24 protein-coding genes and 1 tRNA gene are annotated in these 25,398 nt (G+C 70.3%); 12 read left to right on the top strand and 13 right to left on the bottom strand.

The annotated features are described in order from the left end of the window. Window positions 1–45: 45 nt before the first annotated feature. From rdgB to murI, 3 genes are all read right to left on the bottom strand, one after another. Window positions 46–672: an RdgB/HAM1 family non-canonical purine NTP pyrophosphatase gene (rdgB, locus tag RWQ91_RS00200; RefSeq protein ID WP_314501671.1), complete on the bottom strand. Its 627-nt coding sequence runs from the start codon at window positions 670–672 to the stop codon at window positions 46–48. Between the two features lie 10 nt (window positions 673–682). After that, entirely contained in the window at window positions 683–1,432 is a 750-nt protein-coding gene (gene rph / locus RWQ91_RS00195; RefSeq protein WP_314501669.1) for a ribonuclease PH, read from the bottom strand. Window positions 1,433–1,532: 100 nt separating this feature from the next. Beyond that, entirely contained in the window at window positions 1,533–2,357 is an 825-nt protein-coding gene (gene murI, locus RWQ91_RS00190; protein WP_314501667.1) for a glutamate racemase, read from the bottom strand. Window positions 2,358–2,415: 58 nt separating this feature from the next. On the opposite strand from murI, the gene RWQ91_RS00185 reads away from it, so the two are divergent. Continuing rightward, window positions 2,416–3,774 carry a nicotinate phosphoribosyltransferase gene (locus RWQ91_RS00185; protein WP_314501665.1) on the top strand — a complete coding sequence of 453 codons (1,359 nt, stop codon included), beginning with the start codon at window positions 2,416–2,418 and terminating at the stop codon, window positions 3,772–3,774. Window positions 3,775–3,783: 9 nt separating this feature from the next. Here the strand turns inward: RWQ91_RS00185 and RWQ91_RS00180 are convergent, their stop codons facing one another. The 3 genes from RWQ91_RS00180 to RWQ91_RS00170 form a co-directional block, all read right to left on the bottom strand. Then, window positions 3,784–4,062, bottom strand: coding sequence for a DUF3039 domain-containing protein (locus RWQ91_RS00180; protein ID WP_314501663.1), 279 nt, complete (start codon window positions 4,060–4,062; stop codon window positions 3,784–3,786). Between the two features lie 70 nt (window positions 4,063–4,132). Continuing rightward, window positions 4,133–5,704 carry a hypothetical protein gene (locus RWQ91_RS00175; RefSeq protein ID WP_314501661.1) on the bottom strand — a complete coding sequence of 524 codons (1,572 nt, stop codon included), beginning with the start codon at window positions 5,702–5,704 and terminating at the stop codon, window positions 4,133–4,135. Further along, a complete protein-coding gene (locus RWQ91_RS00170) occupies window positions 5,680–6,840 on the bottom strand; it encodes an ABC transporter ATP-binding protein (RefSeq protein WP_314501659.1) in 1,161 nt (386 codons plus the stop codon). The genes RWQ91_RS00175 and RWQ91_RS00170 overlap by 25 nt, the downstream gene beginning before the upstream one ends. A 215-nt stretch (window positions 6,841–7,055) precedes the next feature. Here RWQ91_RS00170 and RWQ91_RS00165 point away from each other — a divergent pair, with 215 nt between their 5' ends. From RWQ91_RS00165 to RWQ91_RS00155, 3 genes are all read left to right on the top strand, one after another. After that, the gene (locus tag RWQ91_RS00165; protein ID WP_314501657.1) at window positions 7,056–7,748 is read left to right on the top strand and encodes a phosphocholine cytidylyltransferase family protein; all 693 of its coding nucleotides are present in this window, start codon (window positions 7,056–7,058) and stop codon (window positions 7,746–7,748) included. Window positions 7,749–7,837: 89 nt separating this feature from the next. After that, window positions 7,838–8,812: a hypothetical protein gene (locus RWQ91_RS00160; RefSeq protein WP_314501655.1), complete on the top strand. Its 975-nt coding sequence runs from the start codon at window positions 7,838–7,840 to the stop codon at window positions 8,810–8,812. A gap of 60 nt (window positions 8,813–8,872) precedes the next feature. Further along, window positions 8,873–9,094 (top strand): hypothetical protein, encoded by a 222-nt coding sequence (locus tag RWQ91_RS00155; RefSeq protein ID WP_314501653.1) that lies wholly within the window; start codon window positions 8,873–8,875, stop codon window positions 9,092–9,094. 107 nt (window positions 9,095–9,201) lie between these two features. Here the strand turns inward: RWQ91_RS00155 and RWQ91_RS00150 are convergent, their stop codons facing one another. Beyond that, complete coding sequence (locus tag RWQ91_RS00150) at window positions 9,202–10,068, bottom strand: dienelactone hydrolase family protein (RefSeq protein ID WP_314501651.1); 867 nt, start codon at window positions 10,066–10,068, stop codon at window positions 9,202–9,204. A 75-nt stretch (window positions 10,069–10,143) separates the two neighbouring features. On the opposite strand from RWQ91_RS00150, the gene RWQ91_RS00145 reads away from it, so the two are divergent. Next, window positions 10,144–11,535 (top strand): maltokinase N-terminal cap-like domain-containing protein, encoded by a 1,392-nt coding sequence (locus tag RWQ91_RS00145; protein ID WP_314501650.1) that lies wholly within the window; start codon window positions 10,144–10,146, stop codon window positions 11,533–11,535. A 3-nt stretch (window positions 11,536–11,538) separates the two neighbouring features. On the opposite strand, the gene RWQ91_RS00140 is transcribed toward RWQ91_RS00145, so the two are convergent. Next, a complete protein-coding gene (locus RWQ91_RS00140; RefSeq protein WP_314501648.1) occupies window positions 11,539–12,810 on the bottom strand; it encodes a CDP-glycerol glycerophosphotransferase family protein in 1,272 nt (423 codons plus the stop codon). 125 nt (window positions 12,811–12,935) lie between these two features. On the opposite strand from RWQ91_RS00140, the gene RWQ91_RS00135 reads away from it, so the two are divergent. After that, window positions 12,936–13,958 (top strand): glycosyltransferase, encoded by a 1,023-nt coding sequence (locus RWQ91_RS00135; protein WP_314502879.1) that lies wholly within the window; start codon window positions 12,936–12,938, stop codon window positions 13,956–13,958. Here RWQ91_RS00135 and RWQ91_RS00130 read toward each other — a convergent pair. From RWQ91_RS00130 to RWQ91_RS00120, 3 genes are read right to left on the bottom strand one after another with little or no spacing between them, the layout of a single operon-like run. Then, window positions 13,955–15,406 (bottom strand): CDP-glycerol glycerophosphotransferase family protein, encoded by a 1,452-nt coding sequence (locus tag RWQ91_RS00130; RefSeq protein ID WP_314501647.1) that lies wholly within the window; start codon window positions 15,404–15,406, stop codon window positions 13,955–13,957. The two genes, RWQ91_RS00135 and RWQ91_RS00130, sit on opposite strands and share 4 nt — an antisense overlap. Continuing rightward, on the bottom strand, window positions 15,403–16,683 hold the full coding sequence (locus RWQ91_RS00125) for a CDP-glycerol glycerophosphotransferase family protein (RefSeq protein WP_314501646.1): 1,281 nt from the start codon (window positions 16,681–16,683) through the stop codon (window positions 15,403–15,405). The genes RWQ91_RS00130 and RWQ91_RS00125 overlap by 4 nt, the downstream gene beginning before the upstream one ends. A gap of 42 nt (window positions 16,684–16,725) precedes the next feature. After that, entirely contained in the window at window positions 16,726–18,312 is a 1,587-nt protein-coding gene (locus tag RWQ91_RS00120) for a trypsin-like peptidase domain-containing protein (RefSeq protein WP_314501644.1), read from the bottom strand. A 98-nt stretch (window positions 18,313–18,410) separates the two neighbouring features. Here RWQ91_RS00120 and RWQ91_RS00115 point away from each other — a divergent pair, with 98 nt between their 5' ends. After that, window positions 18,411–19,613: an aminotransferase class I/II-fold pyridoxal phosphate-dependent enzyme gene (locus RWQ91_RS00115; RefSeq protein ID WP_314501642.1), complete on the top strand. Its 1,203-nt coding sequence runs from the start codon at window positions 18,411–18,413 to the stop codon at window positions 19,611–19,613. Window positions 19,614–19,622: 9 nt separating this feature from the next. On the opposite strand, the gene RWQ91_RS00110 is transcribed toward RWQ91_RS00115, so the two are convergent. Both RWQ91_RS00110 and RWQ91_RS00105 read right to left on the bottom strand, forming a co-directional pair. Next, window positions 19,623–20,429: a carbon-nitrogen hydrolase family protein gene (locus tag RWQ91_RS00110; RefSeq protein ID WP_314501640.1), complete on the bottom strand. Its 807-nt coding sequence runs from the start codon at window positions 20,427–20,429 to the stop codon at window positions 19,623–19,625. Then, complete coding sequence (locus RWQ91_RS00105; RefSeq protein ID WP_314501639.1) at window positions 20,426–20,941, bottom strand: DUF6328 family protein; 516 nt, start codon at window positions 20,939–20,941, stop codon at window positions 20,426–20,428. Before RWQ91_RS00105 ends, RWQ91_RS00110 begins: the two co-directional genes overlap by 4 nt. 94 nt (window positions 20,942–21,035) lie before the next feature. On the opposite strand from RWQ91_RS00105, the gene RWQ91_RS00100 reads away from it, so the two are divergent. From RWQ91_RS00100 to crtI, 5 genes are all read left to right on the top strand, one after another. After that, a tRNA-Met gene (locus RWQ91_RS00100) sits at window positions 21,036–21,109 on the top strand. 193 nt (window positions 21,110–21,302) lie between these two features. Further along, window positions 21,303–21,860 carry an isopentenyl-diphosphate Delta-isomerase gene (gene idi / locus RWQ91_RS00095; protein ID WP_314501637.1) on the top strand — a complete coding sequence of 186 codons (558 nt, stop codon included), beginning with the start codon at window positions 21,303–21,305 and terminating at the stop codon, window positions 21,858–21,860. Continuing rightward, a complete protein-coding gene (locus RWQ91_RS00090; protein ID WP_314501635.1) occupies window positions 21,857–22,912 on the top strand; it encodes a polyprenyl synthetase family protein in 1,056 nt (351 codons plus the stop codon). The genes idi and RWQ91_RS00090 overlap by 4 nt, the downstream gene beginning before the upstream one ends. Next, entirely contained in the window at window positions 22,909–23,793 is an 885-nt protein-coding gene (locus tag RWQ91_RS00085) for a squalene/phytoene synthase family protein (RefSeq protein ID WP_314501633.1), read from the top strand. Before RWQ91_RS00090 ends, RWQ91_RS00085 begins: the two co-directional genes overlap by 4 nt. Before the next feature lie 35 nt (window positions 23,794–23,828). Then, complete coding sequence (gene crtI, locus RWQ91_RS00080; protein ID WP_314501631.1) at window positions 23,829–25,397, top strand: phytoene desaturase family protein; 1,569 nt, start codon at window positions 23,829–23,831, stop codon at window positions 25,395–25,397. The last annotated feature ends 1 nt before the right edge of the window (window position 25,398 follow it).

Here is a 25,398-nt window from a genome sequence, read left to right as displayed (position 1 = left end):
AGACGGCGGTGCGCCGCTTGTCGGGGATGAATACCGTTCTCATCCTCAGAGCTCGGCCAGCAGCGGGGCCAGCGCGTCGAAGGCCCGTGCACGGTGCGAGGCGGCGTTCTTCTCCTCCGGCGACCATTCGCCGACCGTCCGTTCCGCACCACCGGACTGAGCGTCCGGGATGAAGATCGGGTCGTAGCCGAATCCGCCGCTCCCCGATGCCGCCGCTGCCAGGCGTCCGTGCCAGCGACCCTCGACGACGTGCTCTTCCGCGTGGGGCACGACCAGTGCGATGGTCGAGACGAAGGATGCGGTGCGGTGGGGATCGCGGACGTCCGAGAGCTGGTCGAGCAGCAGTGTCACGTTCGCCGCGGCATCTTTGGCGTGACCGGCCCAGTAGGCCGAGAACACGCCCGGTGCGCCGCCGAGGACGTCCACGCTGATGCCGGAGTCGTCCGCGAGCGCCGGCAGGCCCGTGTGGGCGGCGGCGGCGCGCGCCTTGATCAACGCGTTGGCGGCGAAGGTCACGCCGTCCTCGACCGGCTCGGGACCGTCGTAGCCGATGACCTCGATATCGGGACGGGTCGCAGCCACGATGGCGCGGAACTCCACGACTTTGTGCGCGTTGTGCGTCGCCAGGACGATTCTGCGCGTCGGAGCGACCGGATCCGTGGAGTTGTGCATGTCCGGTCGGCTACTGCCCGGCCAGGGCGGAGAGTTGCAGCTCCCGCAGGTCGGCGCAGCCGGCGACGCCGAGCTCGAGCAGGGCGTCGAGCTCGCGCTTGTCGAACGGAGCGCCTTCTGCCGTCCCCTGCACCTCGACGAACAGGCCGCGACCGGTGACGACGACGTTCATGTCGGTCTCCGCGCGCACGTCCTCGACGTACGCCAGATCGAGCATGGGCTCGCCGTCGATGATGCCCACCGAGACAGCGGCGACCGAGTCGATGAGCGGCGTGGACCGCTGCGCGATGAACTTCTTCGCCCGGCCCCACTCGATCGCATCGGCGAGGGCGACATAAGCGCCGGTGATCGCCGCGGTGCGGGTACCCCCGTCGGCCTGCAGCACGTCGCAGTCGATCACGATGGTGTTCTCGCCCAGGGCCTTGGTGTCGACCACCGCGCGCAGCGCTCGGCCGATGAGGCGGGAGATCTCATGGGTGCGGCCGCCCACCTTCCCCTTGATGCTCTCCCGGTCGTTGCGACTGTTCGTCGCCCGGGGCAGCATCGCGTACTCGGCGGTGACCCAGCCCTTGCCCTTGCCGGTCAGCCAGCGGGGGACGCCGTTCGTGAAGGACGCCGTGCACAGCACCTTGGTCCCGCCGAAGGAGATGAGCGCCGACCCTTCCGCCTGACTGCTCCAGCCGCGCTCGATCGTGATGGGTCGCAGCTCGTCGACGGCTCGGCCGTCCTTGCGAACGGTGGCGGTGGTGGTGTCGGTCATTCGGATCCCTCGCTTCGGAGTGGGTGCGGCAGAACGCGGGCGCGCGTCCCGCAGATGGTCGTGCCGGCGGCTGCGCGTAGCGTGCCGGAGATGCCGGCTCTCATCGGGCCGTCGGCAGCTGGATGACGCCGGTCTGAACCAGCTGCACCTCGCTGACCTCGCGGCCCATGAGTCGGTGCGCCAGGCGCAGGAACTCGTCCGCCGAGGCACCCGTCGCCTCGTAGACGTGGCGGGGTGCGGCATCCCGTCCCGCCAGGAGGTCGCGGCTGACCAGCTGCCGGTAGACGTCTTTGGCGGTTTCGGTGTCACTGGAGACCAGCGACACGTCCGATCCCATGACGTAGCTGATCGCGCCCTCCAGGAACGGGTAGTGTGTGCAGCCGAGCACCAGCGTGTCGATTCCCGCGTGGCGCAGCGGCGCGAGGTATTGCTCCGCGACCGCGAGCACTTCGGGCGAATCCGTGACGCCGGCCTCGACGAACTCGACGAACCGCGGGCACGCCTCCGCGAAGACGGTGAGCTTCGCATTGACCTCGAGCATGTCCTGGTAGGCGCCGGAACCGATCGTGCCGGCGGTGCCGATCACCCCGATGCGACCGTTGCGCGTGGTCGACATCGCGGTGCGCACGGCCGGTCCGATCACCTCGACGACCGGCACGTCGTAGCGTTCGCGGGCGTCGCGCAGCATGGCGGCGGAGGCGGTGTTGCACGCGATCACGAGCATCTTCACACCCTGATCCACCAGGGTGTCGAGGATCTCGAGCGAGTACCGGCGTACATCCGCGATCGGCTTGGGCCCGTACGGCGAGCGTGCGGTGTCGCCGATGTACAGGAGCGACTCCCGAGGCAGCTGGGCCGAGATCGCGCGGGCGACGGTGAGCCCGCCCACTCCGGAGTCGAAGATGCCGATCGGCGCGTCTTTCACGATAGGCCAGCCTACCCGGGACGCCTGCGAGCAGCGGCCGCCTCACTAGGCTGGCGCCATGACCGGCAGCACCGCACCAGGCCGCAACGTACTGCGCAGCACCGCTTTGCACACCGACCGCTACGAGCTGACGATGCTCGACGCCGCCCTGCGTGACGGCACCGCGCACCGCCGCTGCGTCTTCGAGCTCTTCGGGCGCCGGCTGCCCGGCGGCCGTCGGTTCGGCGTCGTCGCCGGCACGGGTCGCCTCCTCTCGCTCATCGAGGACTTCCGCTTCGGCGACGATGAGCTGCGATTCCTCCGCGATGAGCGGGTCGTGGATGCCGCCACCCTGGAATTCCTCTCCGCGTACCGCTTCCGCGGCTCCATCACCGGATACCGCGAGGGCGAGCTGTACTTTCCCGGCTCCCCAATCCTCACGGTCGAGGGGACCTTCGCCGAAGCCGTCGTGCTCGAGACGCTCGCACTGAGCGTGCTGAACCACGACTCGGCCGTCGCGACCGCCGCGGCACGGATGAGCATCGCGGCGGGCGACCGCCCCCTCGCCGAGATGGGCTCTCGTCGTGCCGCCGAGGAATCGGCCGTCGGCGCCGCGCGAGCCGCCTACATCACCGGTTTCAGCGCAACGAGCAATCTCGAGGCGGGCCGGCGGTGGGGCATTCCGACGATGGGAACCGCCGCGCACGCCTGGACCCTGTTGCACGACAGCGAAGAGGACGCGTTCCGCTCGCAGATCGACGCACTCGGCACGGACACGACGCTGCTGGTGGACACCTACGACACGCGTCGTGGCGTGGAACTGGCGATCCAGGTCGCCGGCACGGGCCTCGGCGGCGTCCGCATCGACTCCGGCGACCTTCCCATCGTCGCCGCGGAAGTGCGGGCGCAGCTGGACGCGCTCGGTGCGACCGCGACGAAGATCACCGTGACCAGCGACCTGGACGAGTACGCGATCGCCGCACTGGCGGCATCCCCCGTCGACGCGTACGGCGTGGGCACGTCGGTCGTGACCGGCTCGGGCACCCCGACGGCCGGAATGGTCTACAAGCTCGTCGCGCGTCAGGCAGACGACGGGTCCTGGGTCGCCGTGGCGAAGGCCTCAGCCGACAAGGGTTCGACCGGAGGCCGCAAGGCCGCCTTCCGCACGCGGGAGGACGGAACGGCGACCCGCGAACTCATCGCGGTCTCGGACGGCTACGAGCAGGTGGACACGCCTGACGAACACGCGGGAGCACGCCCGCTGCAAGTGACCCTGGTGTCCCACGGCGAGGCCGACACCGCGCATCTGGGACGCGACGGCGTCCAGGCTGCGCGCCGGCATCACGCACAGGTGCGCGCCGAACTGCCGGTCCGCGCGCTCGCGCTCAGCAAATCCGACCCGGCGATCCCGACCGTCTACGTCGACGCCGTGGAGTGAGCTCGAGCCTCAGCCGACGAGGGACTCGTAGATCTCCTTGCACGTCGGGCACACCGGGAACTTCTCCGGATCGCGCCCCGGTGTCCACTTCTTGCCGCACAGTGCGCGGACCGGCTTTCCGGTGATCGCCGACTCGAGGATCTTCTCCTTCTTCACATAGTGGGAGAAGCGCTCGTGATCGCCGGGTTCGAGGCTCTCGTCGCGGATGAGCTCTTCGAGTTCACGATCGAGTGTCATCGTGCCGCCGTCGGGGCCGCCTTGATCAGGGCTGTCGAGGGGGGTGCTCATGGTCAGTCAGTGTATCGCGCGCTCACGCAGGGAGGGCAGAGCTGTGGATGCCGGTGCACCGGATACCGGCTCAGGTCGACTCCGCGAACTCCATCAGCCGACCGCCGCGGCGCTCGAAAACCGCAGACCCGATCCCGACGCCCACGAGCAGGACGAACAGGCCGATCCCGAGCCCACCCCACAGCGCGAGCGTGCTCGCCTCGATGTCGCGCGTCAGCGCGATCCATGCCCACCACAGCGCGGGCGCGCTGAGGGCGATCGCCCCCAGCATGACGGCGCCCTGGGCGATCGCACTGCCGGCGCCGGTGCGCGGCGGGTGCCGGAAGGGGCTCTCCCCCGGCCGCGACGCCGCGTACGGCGCGACCACCGAGGAGATGCTCGACAGCCCCAGACCGCACAGGAACAGCGCGGCGCACACCCCGACCATCGCCGGAAGCAGCGCCCATCGGCCGTGCAGCGACACGGCGACCGGAATGAGGACGGCGAGGAACGGGATGCCGATCAAGAGCACCGGCACCAGCCTCCCGACGCGATCGGAGACGCCGCGGACGCCGCTGGCGATGTGCATCCACACGGCGGTGGAGTCGTAGGCCAGATCGTTGTGCGGCAGCCAGCCCAGGAACAGTGCCACGATCGGGACGGGCACCAGTGCGACGATCTCCGGGCGCACTCCGGCGACCAGCAGCGGCACCGTCGTGAGTGCCGCGGCGATCGGGATCACCAGGAGGTTGACCACGTAGCGCCGATCGCGCAGCCAGTACATGAGGCTGCGAGCGGCCACGGCGCCGCCGGGAGTGCCCGGTGCGACCGCGAACCACCCGAGTCCTCCGCGCTCTCGCACGGAGACGGGCCGTTCGGTGCTCGAGAGCATCCGCCGCACCAGGAGCATCCAGACCAGACCGAGCACGGCCAGCGTTGCGAGCGCCACCAGCAGTGCGGGGGCGGCGAGCCCGATCCCGCCCTGCGCGAAGCGGCCTGGGAACGCCCAGGCCGCCCCGAGCGGCGTGAGCGCGAGCAGCGAGACCGCCTCGCTCAACTGCGGGGGAACGCGCCCGCCCCACTCCAGCGACGCGAAGAAGACACCGGCGGGGACCACGACCACCAGCAGCACGAGGGCGAACAGACCCGACAGCTCGCGGGAGCGCCGCTCGCGCAGGAACAGCGCCGTCAGCGCCATGCACACTCGCGCGAGCAGGACGCAGGTCGCCACGCCGAGGATCAGCCCGGTCACCGCGCCGATCCACGGGACGCCGTGCTCTGCCCACACGATCGCGGTGCACACCGACACGGCGAGCAGGGCGAACGTCGGGACGCTCACGAAGCCGACGGCCGCGAGCACCGCCGCGAGGCGGCCGCTCGGAAGGCCGATCAGCGCGAACCGACGCGGGTCGAGCGGATCCGTCGCGCCCGCCATGAGCGGGGCGAGCGCGAAGCCCAGGCTCACCGCCGATCCGCCGAGCACGATGACCGCCAGCACGACCGTGGTCGCGGCATCCCGCAGTGTCAGCACGGCCCAGCACGCCACCGCCGTCGCCGCGATCAGCAGCAGCAACGCCAGCACTGTGCGGCGCACGTGCGCGGAGTCCCCCCGCAGGGCCCCGACCAGCAGCGCGATCCTCAGTCGGAGAACGTGTGCAGCCACTCGAGGCCCTCCACGTCACTCAGACCTCCGGCGAGTTCGATGAAGCGCTGCTCGAGCGTCAGCTCTCCGCGCACTTCCTGCACGGTGCCCTCGGCAAGGACCTGACCCGCGACGATGACGGCGACGCGGGAGCACACCCGCTCGACCAGATCCATGCCGTGGCTGGAGAGGATCACCGTTCCGCCGTGGGCGACGTAGGTCTTGAGGATGTCGAGGATGATCGCGCTCGAGACGGGATCGACGGATTCGAAGGGCTCATCGAGCACGAGAAGACGGGGCGAATGGATGAGCGCGCCGGCGAGCATGACCTTCTTGACCATGCCGGCCGAGTAGTCCGACACGACCCGGCCGAGGGACTCCGACAGATCGAAGGCCCGGGCCAGATCCGTGGTGCGGCTCTCGACGACCGCGGCCGGCAGGCCCCGCAGCACGCCGTAGTAGTGCAGCAGCTGCCGTCCGGTCAGCCGGTCGAAGGTCCTCAGGCGATCGGGAAGCACGCCCATCTGCCGCTTCGCGCCGAGCGGATCGGATGCCGCATCCACCCCGTTCACGCGGATGGAGCCGCGGTCGGGGCGCAGAAGTCCGGCGATCATGGAGAGGGTGGTGGTCTTGCCCGCGCCGTTCGGCCCGACCAGCCCGTAGAAGATGCCCGCGGGCACGGTGAGATCGATGCCGTCGACCGCGCGCGTGTCGCCGAACGCCTTCGTGACGCCCTTCACCAGGAGCGCTGTCGGGCTGCCGTCGAGGGATGCCGCCACCGGCGCCTCGGAAGACACCGGCTCAGGCTCGGCAGTTGCGAGCGCGTCCGCCTCGAGCACCTCCGGCTCCACGAGCTCCGGCTCCACGAGCTCCGGCTCCACGACCTCCGGCTCCACGACCTCCGGTGCGGCCGCCCGGGTGTTCTCTGCGATCGTCGGCAGCGGCGGCTTCGGCGGGATCACCAGATCGGGTGGCAGGGGCGGCGGCGGCCCCGGATCGATCTTCGGCTTCTTGCGGGGCTTGCGCGGTGGGATCGCGGTCGCCGCGTCCTCGGGGAGCCTCTCCGGCTTCGGCGGCAGCGGCCGCACCACGGACGTGGACCGCCGAGCACCCTCGTCATCGCCATCCGATCGGTCCGGATGAGCGTCCTCTGGCATGGGCAGCGAGGCTGTCACCGATACAACCTACCAAGCGGGCGGCGAACGCCGGCAATGCTCGGAGCGCGCGTCTGGACGCACGCTTCATGTCACGAATCGGCAACGGGAGGCCCGCATTATGCGCCTTCCCAGGTGCTTTCGCTACCATGAACCAGGCACGAGGGAGTGTCGCGTCGGTGAACCGACAGTGAAGACACTCATCCCAGGAGCATATTTTGACCCTTCAGACCGTCATTCTCGCAGCCGGAATGGGCTCGCGGCTGGGCCGCAGCCTGCCGAAGCCGCTGACCGAGCTGAGCGATGGACGCAGCATCATGCGGCAGCAGCACGACAACATCCGTGCCGCGTTCGGCACCGATGCGCGCATCACGACGGTCGTGGGCTACAAGGCCGAGATCATCGTCGAGGCCTTTCCCGAAGTCGATTACGTCTACAACGACCGGTACGACCAGACCAACACGTCCAAGAGCCTGCTGCGCGCCCTGAGCAAGAGCGGCAAGGGCGGGGTCCTGTGGATGAACGGCGACGTCGTGTTCGACCCGCGGGTCCTCGGTCGGGCGATCGAGCTCATCGAGCGCGACCAGTCCTTCGTGACGGTCAACACCTCCAAGGTGAGCGACGAAGAGGTCAAATACACGGTCACGGCGGAGGGCTTCATCAGCCAGCTTTCCAAGACCGTCGCCGGCGGCATCGGCGAGGCCGTGGGCATCAATTACATCTCCAGCGGCGACAAGAAGGCGTTCATCCGCCAGCTGTCGCGGGTCGATGACCAGGACTACTTCGAACGCGGCCTCGAGATGGCGATCGAAGAGGACGGCGTTCGCCTGCAGCCCCTGGACATCTCCGACCTGTACGCGGTCGAGGTCGACTTCGCCGAAGACCTCGAGCGCGCGAACCTCTTCGTCTGAGCAGCGCCCCTGCAACATCCGCCGAGTGCGCGGGACACGCCTGTCAACCCCGGGATCCGTCCAGAGCGCACGCATAGGATCGGGCCGTTATGGCCGACAAGGTTCACCGCATCCACTCCCTCCCCGACGACTCTGCGTGGACGGGAGGTCTTCCGCCTGCCGGCTCGGACGAGCACCCGATGATCGTGCGCATGCTCGACCGGGTACTGGCCATCCAGCGCCCCGTCGTGGTGGCGCATCTGAGAAGCATCCGCCTGCGGCACCCGCACGCTTCCACAGCGGAGATCGTGCGCATCCTCGAGCGTCGCTATCTCGCCGCGGTGACGACCGGCGGCGCTGCGGTCGGCGCCACCGCCGTCGTCCCGGGGATCGGCACGGGAGTGACACTGGCGCTGAGCGGCGTCGAGACGGTGGGGTTCCTCGAAGCGACGACGCTGTTCGCTCAGTCCGTCGCGGAGGTGCACGGCATCCCGGTTGCCGACCCGGACCGCGCACGCGCCCTGGTGCTGACGATGATGCTCGGCAAGGAGGGCGTCGATCTGGTCTCGCAGCTGGCCGGCCAGGCCGCCGGCAAGGGGCCGGCGCGCGATCGCTACTGGGGCGAACTGGTGACCAAGACGATCCCGCGCGCCGCGATGGGACCGCTGGTGGATCGCCTGAAGACCACGTTCGTGCGCTCCTTCGCAGCCCGCGGCGGTGCCTCCTTCCTCGGGAAGGCGCTGCCGTTCGGGATCGGGGCGGCCGTGGGCGGCGCGGGGAACCACATTCTCGGACGTCGCGTTCTCGTGGGATCACGCCGCGCCTTCGGCCTGCCGCCCCTCGACCTGCCCGCCGATCTCGAGCCGCGACCCGACACGCTGCGCCTCGAGCATGCCGCCACGCGCGGCATCCGGCGCGCCGGCGGGGCGATCGCCGGCGGGCTCACCCGCGGAGTATCCGCCGTCGGATCCGCCGGTCGTCGCGTCGGTGGCGCCGTGACGCCGCGCGGGCGCAGGGCGATCGAGCAGGCCGACGGCCCGGCGTCCGCCGATGAGCATCTCGACAGCGACCTCGCCGACGACTGACCCCACGCGCCATCGTCATGGTGCGCCTCCCGCCTCCCGCCGAAGGCGCACAATGGTGACATGGGCCAGTTCAGCACGCGTCCCGAGGAGCCGACGGAATGGGCGGGGCTTCCCTCCGAGCCGGAGCGCACACGGACCGAGGCGGAGAGCCTGCCGGATCCGGTCGCATCGGCGGGATCGCTCGGATTCCTCGACACGAGCATCGCGTCGGTCGTCATCCCCGTCGCTCCCGTCGCTCCCGTCGAGGAGAAGGCTGCGACAGGGGCCGACCCGGGCTCCTGACGCAGCCTGCCGGCCTCACGGTCCCGGCGGGCTCACCCGGGCGATGTCGGGTCGCTCACCGGTCACTGCGCGGGTGATGGCCTCGGCGCGCTCCAGACCCTTCTTCGTCAACCCCCGCTCGACGAGCAGCACGACGCGTTCCGGCTGATGAGTGACCCGGGCCTCGAAGCCCGGACCCAGCGGCCCTCGAGTTCCTGCTCGCGCGCAGCGTCTCGCAGCGGACGGGTGCGCTGGGGCTCCTCGTTCAGCGTGCGGTCGAGGAAATCCAGCACGTGGTCGACGCCGAACTCGCGCCGGTGGATCGTGAGCACCGAGTGGCCCGACCCTTCGAACTCGACCGCGAGAAAGCGGTCGCCCAACAGGCGGCGCAGCGTGTCGAAGCGGCTCCCGGACGCGGCGTCGGTGCGGTACTTCAGCCCGAGCACGTCGCAGCCGCTGTTCTTCACGGCGTCGAGGTCATGCGGCGACAGTCCGAGGTCGGCGCCGCGGGCTGCCGCACTGCGCGGCAGACCGACCGCGGCGGGCAGCGACGGCTCGGCGATGACGGGGGCGATCACCGGCGCGCCCGCCATCATGGCGAGGGCGAATCCGCCGGTGAAGCACATGCCGATGACGCCCACTCCCTCCCCTCCGACCTCGTCGCGCAGGTCCCGGGCGAGCGCGCGCAGCCAGCCTGCGACCGCGCTCGTCCTCCCGCGCGCGAACACCGAGAACTCGCGGCGCACGCAGAACTGACGAAGATCGCCGGCGAGGTTGGCAGCAGAGAAGCCGGCGCCGGGCGTGCCGAACAGCCGCGGGAGCAGCACCGTGAAACCCGCGTTGACCACCTCGTCGGCGAAGCGGACGAGGTTCTCTTCAATGCCGGGGATCTCATGGATGATGATCACACCGCGACCCGTGCCCTTGCGGAACACCTCACGGGTCTCGCCGTCGAAGGACACGTCGGTGCGGGTCCAGCTCTCGAGTGCTTCCATGCGTGCCATGGTGACAGACGCAGAAGGCTCGGAGGCAGGTCGACACTTCTCGGCGACGGGGCATAATCTCGGGGGATGGACAGTACGCTGGCGTGCCTGGCGGCATGGATGCCCCGGCAGCGGTGGTATGCCGCCAAGGGCCGACCCCCGAGTCTGCGCCTCGTCGCGTGGTGGGACATGCCGGCACCCCCCGAGCCCGCGCCGTCGACCGGGTTCCGCGTGCGGACCTTCCTCATCGCAGACGAGGGAGCTCTTCCGGCGGTGCTCTACCAGATTCCCGTGGTCTCACGGGCGACCGCAAGCGTCGACGCCTCGCCCGATCACATCATCGGCAGTCCGGAGCCGGGGACCACGTTCATCGACGGACCGTTCGACCCCGCCTACACGGCTGCGCTGATGAGACTCGTGACGAGCGGAGGTCAGGGTGCCGGTCCGCGCGCGGTCGCCACCGGGCGCCCCACGCGCAGCGTCTCGACGGATTCGCTTCACGATGCCACCGTGCTGGCCGGGGAGCAGTCCAACACCTCTCTGATCTATCGCGCGACCGACGGCTCGATGCCGGTGATCTGCAAGATCTTCCGGCAGCTGCACCCCGGGCTCAATCCCGACATCGAGCTGCAGACCGCGCTCGCCGACGCCGGTTCGCGGCACGTGCCGCGCGCGGTCGGCTCCATCGAGGGAGTGTGGCCAGACCTCACGACGGCGCGTGAGACGGTGACGGGCTCATTGGCCTTCGCGCAGGAGTTCCTGCCCGATGTCGAGGACGCGTGGCGCGTCGCCCTGCACGCCGCCGCGCGGGGGGCGGACTTCCGCGACCGCGCCTTCGCCCTGGGCGCCGCGACCGCGGAGGTGCACCTGTCGTTGGCGGGCCTGTTCCCGACCCGGGAGACGCAGCCGGGTGACCGCGCCGCGACGGCGGCGACGTGGCGACGCCGTCTGGCGATCGCGATCGCCGAGGTTCCGGCGATCGCCGAGCGGCGGGACGCGATCGAGGAGGTCTACACGCGTGCCCTCGACGTCTCATGGCCGGCGCTGCAGCGCATCCACGGCGACTACCATCTCGGCCAGGTGCTGCACGTGCCCGGCCGCGGATGGGTGCTTCTGGACTTCGAGGGCGAGCCGCTGCGCCCGATGTCCGAACGAGTGCAGTCGGACCTGCCCCTGAGGGATGTCGCGGGCATGCTGCGATCCTTCGACTACGTCGCAGGCTCCATCCGCCTCGACCGTCCCGACGGCTCGTCGCACTCGGTGCGGGAGTGGGCGCGCAGCGCCCGTCGGTCCTTCGTGGAGGGGTACGCCAGCACGTCCGGTGCCGAACTGGACGTGGAGAGCCCTCTGCTTGCGGCGCTCGAGCTGGACAAGGCGGTGTACGAGGCGATCTACGAGTCGCGCAACCGGCCGACGTGGGTGACCATCCCGCTGCAGGCGATCGCCCGCCTGGTCGAGAGGCCCGCCGCGGTGGGCTGAGGCTCAGTCGTCGAAATCGGCTTCTTCCGCGTCTTCCTCTTCTTCTTCCTCGCCGGCCCGTCCGTGCCACTGCTCCCACGACCGCATGAGCGCGTCGATCGCTGCATGGAAGCGCGCGGTCGCGGCACCAGGGGTGGTGTCGCCGAAGTAGTGCGCTACCCAGGTCTCGAGGCGGGCCACCGCCTCTTCATCTGCCAGGACCCGATCGGTTTCGGCCACGATCGCCCCGGCATCCGTCGGGTCGAGCCATTCGCACGCCGCCAGGTAGCCGTGGGTGTCGATGAGCGCTTCGGGGTCGGCCGGGCGCGTGATCATCAGAGGCCGGTCGGCGGCGAGCCGGTCGTAGACCATCGCCGAGATGTCGACGATCGCGACGTGCGCGGCGGAGAGCTGCCACCCGAGCTCGGGTCCGTCGTCGAAGACATGCTGGGATGCCGGATCCGCGGTGTTGGCAGCCGCCAGGGCGGCGATGATCCGGCGATTTGCGGCGCCGTACTCCGGATTCACCACCCCCGAGCGCGGGTGCGGCCGGTAGATGACGCGATGGCGACCAGTCGCCAGAAGGGCCGCGACCAGCCTCTCGCCGTGCGAGAGGATCGACCCGTAGTGCGCGGAAGGGCGATCGCCCTCCCAGGTGGGCGCGTACAGCACGACTGTCCGATCGTCGGGAGTGTAGGGAAGCACGCCGGCATAGTGGTCGGCCTGCGGGCGGCCGATCTGGATCGTCCGGCGATCGAGGTCGTAGTCCCAGAGCACCCGGCCCAGACGCTCTCGGGCGGCGTCGCCGGCGATGAACGCGTAGTCGTAGGCCTTGTACTGATTGGTGGTCATGTACATCTTGTCGGACTCGCCGTGGTTGATGAACACGTGCCACCGTCGGCCGTACCGGAACATCTGGAAGTTGCGCGTGTTCTGGTTCACGTACAGCACGACGCGGATGTCCTGCTCCGCGATGACGCGCTCGAGATCGCGCACGGTGGGCACGAACGCGACCGGCAGCGCGCCTTCGGCCAGGAGCGCTCGCGCGCCGGTGGCGTTGCGGCTCAGAACGACGACCGGCCAGGTCTGCGCGAGCACCGCCAGCGGCTTGTACCACTGACGGATCTGGTACATGTTGACCGCACCGTCGGCGAAGTACACCGCCACGCGATAGTGATGGGGAGGGTTCTGCGGAGCGTCGGCGAGCGTTCGGCGCACATCGCGGACCGCGGAGCGGTTGCCGACGGCCTTGCGCAGCAGGGCTGCGGCCTTCTTCGCGTCCGAGACGATACCCACGCTTTCAGGATAGCGACGCCCACGGAAGCGCATCCGGCCCGTGACATGATCGACGGGTGCATGACGAGCAGCCCGGGCGCAAGGATGCGCCGGCCGTCCCGGTGGGCGCAGGCGTGAGTTTCGTCATGCCCGTCCTCAATGAGCGCGCGTACTTGCGCCGGGCGGTGCAGACCGTTCTCGCGCAGGACGTCGCCGGGCCCACCGAACTGCTGCTGGCCCTCGCGCCGTCCAACGACGGCACGAACGAGCTGGCCCGGGAGCTCGCTGCGGATCCCCGGGTCGTGCTGATCGAGAACCCCGAGGCGGATATCCCGATCGGTCTGAACCTCGCCATCCGCGCCGCCCGCTACCCCACGATCGTCCGGGTGGACGCGCACTCCGAACTGGAGCCCGGCTACACGACCCGTGCGCTGACCACCCTCGACCGCGTGCGCGCGGCCAATGTGGGCGGCGTCATGAAGGCAGACGGACGCACGCCTTTCCAGCGGGCCGTCGCGCGAGCCTACAACTCCCCGATCGGCCTGGGCGGCGGCGCCTATCACGGCGGCACACAGGAGGGCGAGGCGGAGAGCGCCTATCTCGGCGTCATGCGACGAGAGGTCCTCGAAGAGGTGGGCCTCTTCGACGAGAGCATCCGTCGGGGCGAGGACTGGGAGCTGAATCTGCGCATCCGGCGGGCGGGCTATCGCGTGTGGTTCGATCCCACGCTGGCTGTGACCTACTGGCCTCGCGAGAGCTGGACGCGCCTGGGGCGCCAGTTCTCGGCGACCGGTCGTTGGCGCGGCGAGCTCGTGCGGCGGTACGGCCGTGGGAACTCCGTGCGGTTCTTCGCTCCGCCCGCCCTGGTGATCGCGCTGGTGCTGGCAGTGCTGATCGGCGTCCTCGAGCTTGCAGGCCTCCTCACCGGCTGGTGGTCGCTGGCGGCGTCCGTCGTCTATCTGCCGGTCGCCGCGTACGTCCTGCTCGTGATCGCGGTCGCCCTCGGCCCGGGCGGGGGCACCGGGTGGCGCGACAAGCTGTGGACCCTCGCGGTGCTTCCGACGATGCATCTGTCCTGGGGGGCCGGCTTTCTGATCGGCGTGATTCGCGGGGCCCACGACACGGTGGACACCTCGCGCCTCGGCACCCGCAATACGCCGTTGCCCTAGTCGGTCTCGACGAGCCGCTGATCGAGGATGCGGTTGACCACGCGCTCTGCGGCGCGCCCGTCATCGCGCGCGTTGAACTTCTGACGCCACTGCGCGTAGGCGGCCGAGAACGCGCTCGGATCCCCCGTCTGCAGAGCGTCGATCAGCTCGGTCTGCGTGCGCACCACCGGGCCCGGGGCGTGCGCAACGAGGTCGAAGTAGAAGCCGCGCAGCTCTCCTCGGTAGTGCTCGATGTCGGGCACCAGGAAGTACATCGGCTTGCCGGTCACGCTGTAATCGAACATGACGGAGGAGTAGTCCGTGATCAGCGCGTCAGCGACCAGCAGCAGCCGTGAGGTGTCGGGGAAGCCTGTCACATCCACGACGCGCGGGCCCTCGGCATCCCGGCCCGGAAGAAGCGTGCGGGAGTGGCCGCGGACCAGCACGACCGAATCGGTGGCCGCGGCAAGCGCAGCCGGGTCGATGAAATCCACCATCTGCGTGCGGTCGTCCCGCCAGGTGGGCGCGTACAGCAGCACGCGCTCGTCCGGGCCGATCCCGAGTGCCTCGCGCGTGGCAGCGCCGTCGCCCGCGACCAGGACGTCGTTGCGCGGATAGCCCTCGACCCAGATCGGTCGCCGCAGGAACGCGTACGCCTTGCCCAGGATGCGGGCGGCGTAGGGGTTCTGCGCCACCAGCACGTTCCACCGCCGGGACTCCTTGACGACCGCGGCCATCCGGCGCGGGTCGAAACCGGGACGGTGCAGGGCGAGTCGCTTCAGCGGCGTGCCGTGCCAGGTCTGGATGACCACCTGACCCGGACGCCGCGCGAACGTGCGCCGCAGCCAGTCGTTGACAACGAGCAGGCGCGCGGCGCCCCGCGCACGCCACCACTCCGGGCTGCCGTCCACGACGGGCACAGCTCCGTCCGGGACCTGCACGGACAGATCCACGACGCTCCAGTAGCGCGTGACGCCGGGTGCTCGTCGCACGAGCTCGCGGTCGATCGCCAGCGGATTGCAGCTGGCGTTGCGCCCGTAGAAGCTCTCGAAGAACACGGCGTTCTCCAGCGCCGCCGGCCGCGTGGCGTACCGGCGGTCCAGAGCCGCCTGGCCCTCGCCGGAGTCGTAGGCGGGATCGATCGGGGGTCCGATCGTGAGCGTGCCCGCATCGAGCGACGCGCGCAGCGTGCCCAGCTGCGACAGGGGGATGGACGTCGTCGGCTCGCCGTCCGCGCTTTCGGCGCCGACGATGCGCAGCTCGTACTCGCCGCTCGGCAGCGGAAGCTCGGCGCCGCCCCATCGCGACGCGCGCAGCGGAAGGGTCGCCTTCCATGTCGTACCGCGGCCCGAGAGGGATCCGCGGACACGAGCGCGCGACCCGATCAGCTCGACCGAGGAAGGCCGCGCGCCGGTCCCGGAGAGCAGGAGCGCCGCGCCGGCGTCGGTGGAGAAGCGGGCGTCCATCATCGGAGTCCTTTCCTGACAGCGCCCGGGTGGGCGGGATGCCGGCGATCCAGCCCGGCCCGAATCGCACGGTACACCCTCGCGGTGTTCGCCCCGTCGCGAAAGGCGTGGACCCGGGCGCTCAGCCGCCGGGCAGCTTCGATGCGCCGCTCGCGCTCGGCGTCGTCGCCCAGAAGTGCGTCCAACTGGGCGGCGGCCCCGGTCCAATCGACAGCCCAATCGTCTCCCGCGACGTCGGCGTACGAGCCGTAGAGCCCCCGCGTGCGCGAGTACGCCGCGACATCCGGCGCCAGGTAGATCACCGGCAGCGGCACCAGCGCGGAGTCGAACGCCAAGGACGAGTAATCGGTCACGAGCACGTCCACGCCCGGCAGCAGCGGAGTCACGTCGGGTACGAGGTCACTGCCGAGACTCATGACCCGTTCGGTGGCGAACGGGGGCGCGTAATCCCCCGCACCGAGCGGATGCGAGCGCACCAGCAGCACCGCACGCCGGCGGTGAAGCACGTCCACGAGAGTCCCCCACTCCTGCGCCGAAGGGACGGCGGGGTCGGCCGCGCCGTCCCGCCAGGTGGGCGCGTACAGGACGAGCCTGTCCCCGTCGTCGGCCGGCCCCGCCGCGGCGGCGATCGCCGCCCTCGCAGCGGATCGCCGCGTCGCGGCGTCGCCCTGCGACAGGACATCGACCCGCGGCTCCCCCGTGACCGGAACCCGCTCGTCCGGCAGCCCGAAAGCCGATTCGAGTCGTCCGCGGACCAGATGCGATGCCGCCGGGAGCACGCTGATGCGCCGGGCGGCCGCGCGGTACATCGCCGTCAGCGCGACGCGCATCGCGGCGGCGCCGGGCAGGATGCCGCTGCGTACGGTCTCGGAGGAATCCAGGCCGATGCGCTTGAGCGGGATGCCGTGCCAGAGCTGGACGACGAAAGCATCCGAGACCGCGTAGCGGTTCACGTCCCCGAACCCGTGTGTCACGACCACCACCGACGCCCGGGCGGTGAGCCAGAAGCCGCGCCACGAGTTCTTCGCGACGTGCGGAATGCCGCGGGCGGCGGCATCCCGAGCCTCACGCGGGGTGCCGACGAGCCAGACGGCCGGGTGTCCCCCCGCTGCAGCGACGTGCCAGAGGGCGAGCGCGCCATCGGCGATTCCGGCGGCGCAGCCGAAGACCCAGCTGTCCCGGCGACGGGGTATCAGAACAGTCGCGAGACGACCCAGGGCGTAGAGCGGGATGCTCGCGATCTTCCGCGCGTTTCCCGCGCCGAACGAGAAGGACGCCACCCCGCGACTCTATCGCGGGGTGGCGTCCTTCTTCTGAGCCTCCTACGGAGCGAGCTCGCCCAGCGTGACCTCGGCCGTCTGGGTCTTGCCGTCGCGGACGAAGGTCACCGTCGCATCGCTGCCGGCGGCCGCCGCGCGCACCTGCGCGGTCAGGTCGGTGGCATCGGTGACGGGCACGTCGTTGAATTCGGTGACGATGTCACCCTTCTGCAGACCCGCCGCCACCGCGGCGCCGCCGTCCACGACCTCGGCGATGTACGCGCCGGTGATCGTCGAGGACTCCACAGCCGCGGCGTCCTGGACGCTCGCACCCAGCAGCCCGTGCGTGGCCGCGCCGTTGTCGATGATCTCTCCGGTGACCCGTTCGACGATGTTCGAGGGGATCGAGAAGCCGACGCCGATCGAGCCGGACTGGCCGCTGGAGCCGCCTGCGCTCGCGATCGCCACGTTGATTCCGATCAGCTTGCCCTCTTCGTCGACGAGTGCTCCACCGGAGTTGCCGGGGTTGATGGCGGCATCCGTCTGGATCACCGCGATCGAGATCGACTCGCCGGGCGTCGCGGACGGGTTCTGGCCGTCGCCGAAGTCGAACTGGAACGGGCTGTCACCGCTGTCGGGCGAGCCGGAATCCGGCGCCTGCGTGTCGGACGAGTCCGGCGCCGCGGACGAGGCGATCTGGATGGAGCGGTTGAGGGCGCTGACGATGCCGGTCGTCACGGTGTTGGACAGGCCCAGGGGGGCGCCGACCGCGATGGTCTGGTCGCCGACGTTGAGGTCGCTCGAGTCTGCGAACTCGGCCGGCGTGAGGTCCTCGGCGTCCACCAGCTTGATGACGGCGAGGTCGTAGGTGGGGTCCGTGCCCACCACCTCGGCGTCGTAGACGCGTCCGTCCGAGGTCGTCACCCGGATCGTCGCGTCCGCGGTCTGACCGTCCAGCGTCACCACGTGCGTGTTCGTGACGACGTAGCCGTCACTGGTGAGCACGACTCCCGAGCCGGTGCCGGCTCCGTTGGTTCCCGTCGCCTGAATCGTCACGACGCTCGGAAGCACCTTGGCGGCGATCGCCGTCGTCTGGTTGACCTCGTCGGAGTTGTTGACGGTCACGGTCGAGGGTCCTGCGATGGGACTCGTGCCGGCGGGGGTGAACAGGTTGACCCCGGCGTACGCTCCGCCGAGCCCTGCGGCGCCGCCGACGATGGCCGCAGCGACGATCAGGCCCGCGACCTTCGCTCCGCCGCCCTTCTTCTTGGTCGCGGTCGCCGTCGTACCGGTGGCGGGGCGATCGAAGGGCACCGTGGGCTGAGTCTGGTTGCCGTCGGGGCGTCCGGCGCCCTGGCCGTAGGCACCGGCGTACTGCGGACCGGGCGCGGGCTGGCCGGCGTAGCCCTGCGGGCGCTGAGCGCCGTACGGGGGCGCCTGCGGCGGGTAGGCCGGATAGCCAGCCGGGCGCGTGCCCTGCGGGGCCTGCCAGGCGGCGGCACCAGGGTGCGGCGGCGTTGAGACCTGCGGCGCCGGGGGCTGCGCCGGAGCAGCGGGCTGCACATTCGATGCGGGCTGCGCCCCCGCGGCGGACGCGGCGTCCTGCGGGGGGGTGGATTCTGACGGGCGCTCGCCCTCGTTCTCGCTCATGGTTGCTCCTTCTGCCGACCACTGACAACTGTGGTCTGGGATTCTGTGCGTTTCTTATGGCCGGGATGGGGGGCGACTATGCGAGTAGCGTGAACCCGATGCGAGAAACACCCGGAGCCTGGCGCCGTACCGCGACGGGTGCGGGCCTGATCGGACCGGACGGGTCCGCGCGCCCTACCATCTTCGCCGAGATGTCCGCCCTCGCGGCGCGAACCGGTGCGATCAATCTGGGCCAGGGCTTCCCCGACGAGGACGGACCCGCCGCGGTGCTCGAGGCGGCGCGCGCTGCGATCGCGGACGGCGTGAATCAGTACCCGCCCGGGCGCGGCATCCCGGATCTGCGGGACGCGATCACGGCCCACCAGCAGCGCTTCTACGGGCAGCAGCTCGATCCCGACCGCGAGGTGCTCGTGACAGCGGGCGCGACCGAGGCTCTGGCCGCGGCCCTCCTGGCTCTCATCGACGGGCCGGAGGACGAAGTGGTCGTCTTCGAGCCCTATTACGACTCCTATGCCGCGATCGTCGCGCTCGCAGGTGCGCGCCTGGTCACGGTGCCGCTGCGCTGGCCCGACTTCCAACCGGACCCGGACGAGCTGCGTGCGGCTGTGACGGATCGCACGCGGGTCATCCTCGTCAATGATCCGCACAACCCCACCGGCGCAGTGTTCGGTCGAGAGGTGCAGGACGAGGTGATCCGCCTCGCCGAGCGGCACGACGCCGTGATCGTCACGGACGAGGTATATGAGCACCTCGTCTTCGACGCAGCCCACGTGCCGATCGCGACGCTTCCCGGGGCGCGGGAGCGGACCCTCACGATCTCCTCGGGCGGCAAGACCTTCTCGACGACCGGCTGGAAGATCGGATGGATCGTCGGCCCCGCCGATCTGATCGATGCGGTTATGGCGGTCAAGCAGTTCCTCACGTACGTGAACGGGGCGCCGTTCCAGCCGGCGATCGCCGTCGGACTGCGCATGTCGGACACGTTCTTCGCGGAGACCGCCCAGAGTCTGCGCAGCAAGCGCGACCTGCTCGGGGCGGGACTGCGCGCGGCCGGCTTCACCGTCTCGATCGCTTCGGGCTCGTATTTCACCGTCGCCGACGCCGCACCGCTGGGAGCCGCTGACGCGGCGGAGTTCTGCCGCGCCCTGCCCGATCGCGCGGGTGTCGTGGCGATACCGCTCACGGCCTTCGTCAGCCCGGAACACCGTGCGCAATACGCGACCCTCGTCCGGTTCGCGGCGTGCAAACGCGTCTCGGTCCTCGCCGAGGCGGCATCCCGTCTGGCCGGACTGCACGCCTGAGCGTCCCGGTCAGTCCCCGGGAACCACCCGCAGCCTGCGCAGCCGCAGCGCGGGATTGACGCGCCGGACACGTTCGACCGCTCCCGGGTCGAGATGCGCGACCACCACGTCGGTCGCGGCGCCGATCGCGGCGATCTCCACCCCCTGCGGGTCCACGATCATGGAGCTGCCCACTCCGAGCGGCGGTGGATGATCCGCGGCTGCGACGAACACCGTGTTCTCGATCGCACGGGCGTGAATGAGGGTGCGCCAGTGGTGCTCTTTGAGCGGCCCGCGCACCCACTCCGCGGGAACGAGGAACACGTCGGCACCCGCATCGACCAGGGTGCGTCCGACCTCGGGGAACCGCAGGTCGTAGCACGTCATGAGAGCGAATCTCATGCCGTCCAGCTCGAAGGTCTCGGGCGAGCCCAGTTCGCCCGCTTCGATCCAGTCCGACTCGCGCTGGCCGAAGGCGTCGTACAGGTGCAGCTTCCGGTACCGCGCGAGGATTCCGGAGCCGTCCACGGCGACGACGGTGTTGCGCACGCGCCGGTCATCCGATGCCCGCTCGACCAGGCCCGCCACGAGGACCATGCCGCGCTCGGCCGCGAAGTGCGTCAGCGCCGTGACGAACGGGCCGTTCAGCGGCTCGGCGTTGCCGGCGACGGAATCGTCGAAGGGGTCCACGAAGTAGCTGGAGTACTCCGGGAAGACCACGACACGCGCCCCCCGCTCGGATGCCGTCGCCGTCAGCTGCCGGATGGTGGTCAGGTTCGCCTCCTTGTCGGCCGTCGGAGCGAACTGGGCGACGGCGACGGCGAGGGGGGCACTCACCTCGACCCCCGCTGCGACAGTCGCGCGCGGATCGAAAGCGGCGCGGCAACCCACAGGGTCAGGATGACCAGCGTGAGTGCGATGACGGACACCAGCGCCGCAGTCCCGTCGACCACGACGTCGAAGACGAACCCGACGACCCCGACGAGCAGCACCGACACCGTCACGAGGGCCGTCACGAGGGCGGCATGCCCGTAGGCGACGACCTGCGGCTTCGCGCGCTGCTGGAAGAGCATGCGGTGAAGGGCGACCGGCGCGAGCGCGACGATCGAGGACAGCGCGGAGAGCACGACGAGCGAGAGATACACGGCCCGCTGCGAGCCGGTCAGGTCGGCGAACGCGGGCTGGAACGCCAGGGCGAGAAGGAATCCGGTCAGGATCTGCGTCCCCGTCTGCATCACCCGCAGCTCCTGCAGCACCTCGTTCCAGTTGCGGTCGGCCCGCTCGGACGCGGACTCGTCACGACCGTCGGCGAGGTCGTCGTCGGGGTCGATGTCACGTGCGGAGAACATGGCCTCATCCTCGCCGGTCGCGGACCGGCGAGGCAACCGACGAGGACACCGATGTGACGTGTCCTCAGATGCATGCTAGGCTCGATTCTTGTGCCGCGGGGTGGAGCAGCTCGGTAGCTCGCTGGGCTCATAACCCAGAGGTCGCAGGTTCAAATCCTGTCCCCGCAACGAAAAATGAGAAAAGGCGTCCCCGGCCAGGGGGCGCCTTTTCTCATTCTCACCGCGGAAACGTGCCCGTGCCGCACAACGAAACGGCCACGAAATCCCGGTGCGGCCGCGCCGTGTGGACACCCCCTCGCGCCACTTGTATCATCGTGCGAGATAATATCGCTAGCTAAACTAGCGAATTGAAGGAGGACTCATGAGCGACGCCGACCAGGTCGTCCTCCTCGACGACGAGGGTCGAGAGATCGGCACCGCTCCCAAGAGCAGCGTTCACGGCACCGATACCGCACTGCATCTCGCGTTCTCCTGCCACGTGATGAACGACGAAGGACAGGTGCTCGTCACGCGGCGCGCCCTGGGCAAGACCACCTGGCCCGGCGTCTGGAGCAATTCCTTCTGCGGCCACCCGCGACCTGCCGAACCGGTGCTGACCGCCGTGCACCGCCGAGCCGAGTACGAGCTCGGCCTGACCCTCACGGACATCGAGCTCGCGCTGCCCCTGTTCCGCTACCGGGCTGTGGACGCCTCGGGCATCGTCGAGCACGAGGTCTGCCCCGTCTACATCGCGAGGGCCTCCCGTGAGCCCGTGCTCAACCCGCTCGAGGTCGTCGACGCGGAATGGGTCGATCCGATCGCGCTCGGGATCTCGCTGGAGGCCACTCCCTGGGCGTTCAGCCCGTGGCTGGTCCTGCAGGCCGAGCAGCTGCACCTTTTCGACTCCGAACCCGCGCTGCAGCGACGACGAGCGTCATGATCCCGCCCGCCGCCCGAATGGCCATCGACGATGCGATCGATGGATCGCTGCGGCGGATCCGCCATCGGGCCATCGAGCTGGGCACCGGCTTCGAAGCGCTCGCGGATGCCGTCGGCCGCGCCACGGCGGGCGGCAAGCGCCTGCGGCCGACCCTGGTGGTCGCAGCCTTCTCTGCATTCGGCGGGAAGGAGGATGACTGCCCGTCGCTGTCGTCGGTCGCCGCAGCGTTCGAGCTGCTGCACACGGCGTTCGTCGTGCACGACGACGTGATCGATCACGACACCGTCCGCCGCGGCATCCCGAACGTGGGCGGCGAGTTCCGCGCGCGCGCTCGGGAGCGGGGTGCCGACGCGGCCGGCGCCGCGGTGCTGGGAGATGCCGCCGCGATCCTGGCCGGCGACCTGCTGCTGCACGAGGCGTCCCGCCTGATCGCCCTGGCCGATGTTTCGCCGCGCGTTCGCGAGGGCCTGTTCGGACTGCTGGATGACGCGATCTACGTCTCGGCCGCCGGCGAGCTGGCGGACGTCGAGAATGCCGTGATGCCCGACTACGCCGAGGCGGAGGCGATCCTCGACGCGACGTTCAACAAGACCGCCGTCTACTCCTTCAGCGCACCGCTGTGCGCCGGAGCGCTGCTCGCGGGTGCCTCCGACGATGCGATCGCCGCGCTGGATGCGCAGGGCGGGCGGCTGGGACTGGCTTTCCAGCTCGTCGACGATCTGATCGGCGCCTTCGGCTCCGCCGCCCAGGCCGGTCGCGACGAAGGCGGCGACCTCCGGGAGTCCAAGCGGACGCCGCTGATCGCCCTGGCCCGGCAGACCCCGACCTGGTCCCGCGTCAACGATGCGCTGGCCGTGGCCCACACCGGGCCGATCGCCGTGCGCGAAGCGCAGCTGGCGCTGGAGGAGAGCGGGGCCAGACGGAGCCTGCGCGCCTTGATCGGCGATACCCTCGAGAGTGTGCGCACCGCGGCGAAGAGCCCGACTTTCCCGCTCCCTGCGCGCCCGCTCATCTGCGAGCTGGCCGACCGTGTCGAGGAGCGCATTCCGTGAGTCATGAGCCGACCGGGCTCGCCCTGTACGACAAGACTGCTCAGGATGCCGCCGCTGCCGTGATCGCGGCCTACTCGACGTCTTTCGGACTCGCGACGCGGCTGCTCGGGCCCCGGCCACGGCCGCACGTGCGCAACATCTACGCCCTCGTGCGGATCGCCGACGAGATCGTCGACGGCCCTGCCGCGGCGGCCGGGCTGGACGCCGACGCAGAACGGGCCGTCCTGGACGAGCTGGAGAACGAGACGATGGCGGCGATCGAGCGCGGCTTCAGCTCCAACCTCGTCGTCCACGCCTTCGCACGCACGGCGCGGGAGTGCGGTGTGGACGATTCCCTGATCGGACCGTTCTTCTCATCCATGCGCACCGATCTGCAGACCGCGCGTCACGACGCGGCCTCCCACGACGACTACGTCTACGGCTCGGCCGAAGTGGTGGGCCTGATGTGCCTCCAGGTGTTCGTGAACGCCGGAGCGCCGCGTCCGGTCGCTGCGCCCGCTGCTCTGGTCGACGGCGCCCGCAGACTCGGGGCGGCGTTCCAGGACGTCAACTTCCTGCGCGATCAGCAGCACGACGAGGATGCCCTCGGGCGGGACTACCTCGGGCTGGGTTCCGGCGCGTCCAGCCGCGTCGAGGTGCTGGACCGGATCGACGGCGACCTCGCCGCCGCAGCCGCGGTCATCCCCGACCTGCCGGCCGACTGCCGGCGTGCCGTCACCGCCGCGCACGACCTGTTCGCGTCGCTGTCGATGCGACTGCGCCGCGATGCGTCGCCCGGCGCCCGCGTCCGCGTGCCGGATTCCGTCAAGGCGACCCTCGCCGCTCGCGCGTGGATGGGCTTCGCGCCGCGCCACCGGAAGATCGAGCGGGCCGGAGCATGAACACCCCGAGCGAGCCCATCACGAAGGAGTCACACATGGCCGTCGACGACAAGCGAACGGCCGTCGTGATCGGTGCCGGCATCGCGGGGCTGGCCACAGCCGCACTGCTCGGAGCGGAGGGCTGGAACGTCACCGTTCTGGAGGCGCGCGACGAGCTCGGCGGCCGGGCCGGATCCTGGGAGCAGGACGGCTTCCGCTTCGACACGGGTCCCAGCTGGTACCTGATGCCGGAGGTTTTCGAGCACTTCTTCCGCCTGCTCGGCACGACGGCCGACCGCGAGCTGGATCTGGTGCGCCTCGACCCGGCATACCGGGTGTACAGCCAGCCGAACCCCGCCCGGGCGCTCCCGCCCACCGATGTGCAATCCGGTCGCGCCGAGGCGACGGCGCTGTTCGAGGCGATCGAGCCCGGTGCCGGCGCGAAGCTCGAGGACTACCTCGACTCGGCCGCCGATGCGTACGAGCTGTCCGTGACCCGATTCCTCTACGACACCTACGAGACGACCGCGGGCTTGCGCGATCCGGCCCTGCTGCGCCGCGCCGGCCAGCTGGCTCCCCTTCTGACCCGCTCCCTCGCCAGCTACGTCGACCGCCGGTTCACCGATCCCCGCCTGCGCCAGATCCTGGGGTACCCCGCGGTGTTCCTGGGAGGCTCGCCGTACGGTGTGCCGAGCCTGTACCACCTCATGAGCCACCTCGACCTCGACGACGGCGTGCTCTACCCCCGTGGCGGCTTCACCGAGATCATCCAGGCGGTCCGCCGGCTGGCGGTCGCCCATGGCGCCGAGATCCGCACCGGCAGCGAGGTGGTGGAGATCACGACGACGGATGCCGTGGCCACGGGTGTGCGGCTTCGTGACGGTCGTTGCCTCGCTGCCGACCTGGTCGTCTCGACCGCCGACCTGCACCACACCGAAACCCAGCTCCTGCCCCCGCAGCTGCAGACCTACCCGGAGAAGTGGTGGGCCAAGCGCACGCCGAGCCCCGGCGCCCTGCTGCTTCTGCTCGGAATCGAGGGCAGCCTGCCCGAGCTCACCCACCACACGCTGCTGTTCGCGGAGGACTGGCGCACGAACTTCGAGGACATCTTCGAGGAACCGCGCCGCATCCCCGATCCGGCGTCGCTGTACATCTGCAAGCCGAGCGCGACGGATGCCGACGTCGCGCCGAGCGGACACGAGAACCTCTTCGTCCTGGTGCCGATCCCGGCCGACCCGGCGATCGGGCACGGCGGGATCGACGGGGACGGCGACGCGGCGGTGGAGACGGCCGCCGACCGCGTGATCCAGCAGATCTCCGAGTGGTGCGGCATCCCCGGTCTGGCCGAGCGCATCGTCGTGCGCCGCACGATCTCTCCCGGTGACTTCGAGTCCGACCTGCACTCGTGGCGCGGCAACGCGCTGGGGCTCGCCCACACGCTGGGCCAGAGTGCGATGTTCCGCCCCCGCAACGCCTCGCGCAAGGTCCGCGGCCTCTCCTACGCCGGAGGCTCCGCCCTTCCCGGCATCGGGCTTCCGATGTGCCTGATCTCGGCTGAACTCGTGCTCAAGCGTCTGCGCGGCGACCGCTCCCCCGGCCCGCTGCCCGAGCCTGCCCGGGTCTGAC

It is taken from the genome of uncultured Microbacterium sp. (assembly GCF_963524805.1).
Taxonomy (GTDB): domain Bacteria; phylum Actinomycetota; class Actinomycetes; order Actinomycetales; family Microbacteriaceae; genus Microbacterium.
This window is presented reverse-complemented; position numbering and strand designations above follow the sequence as displayed.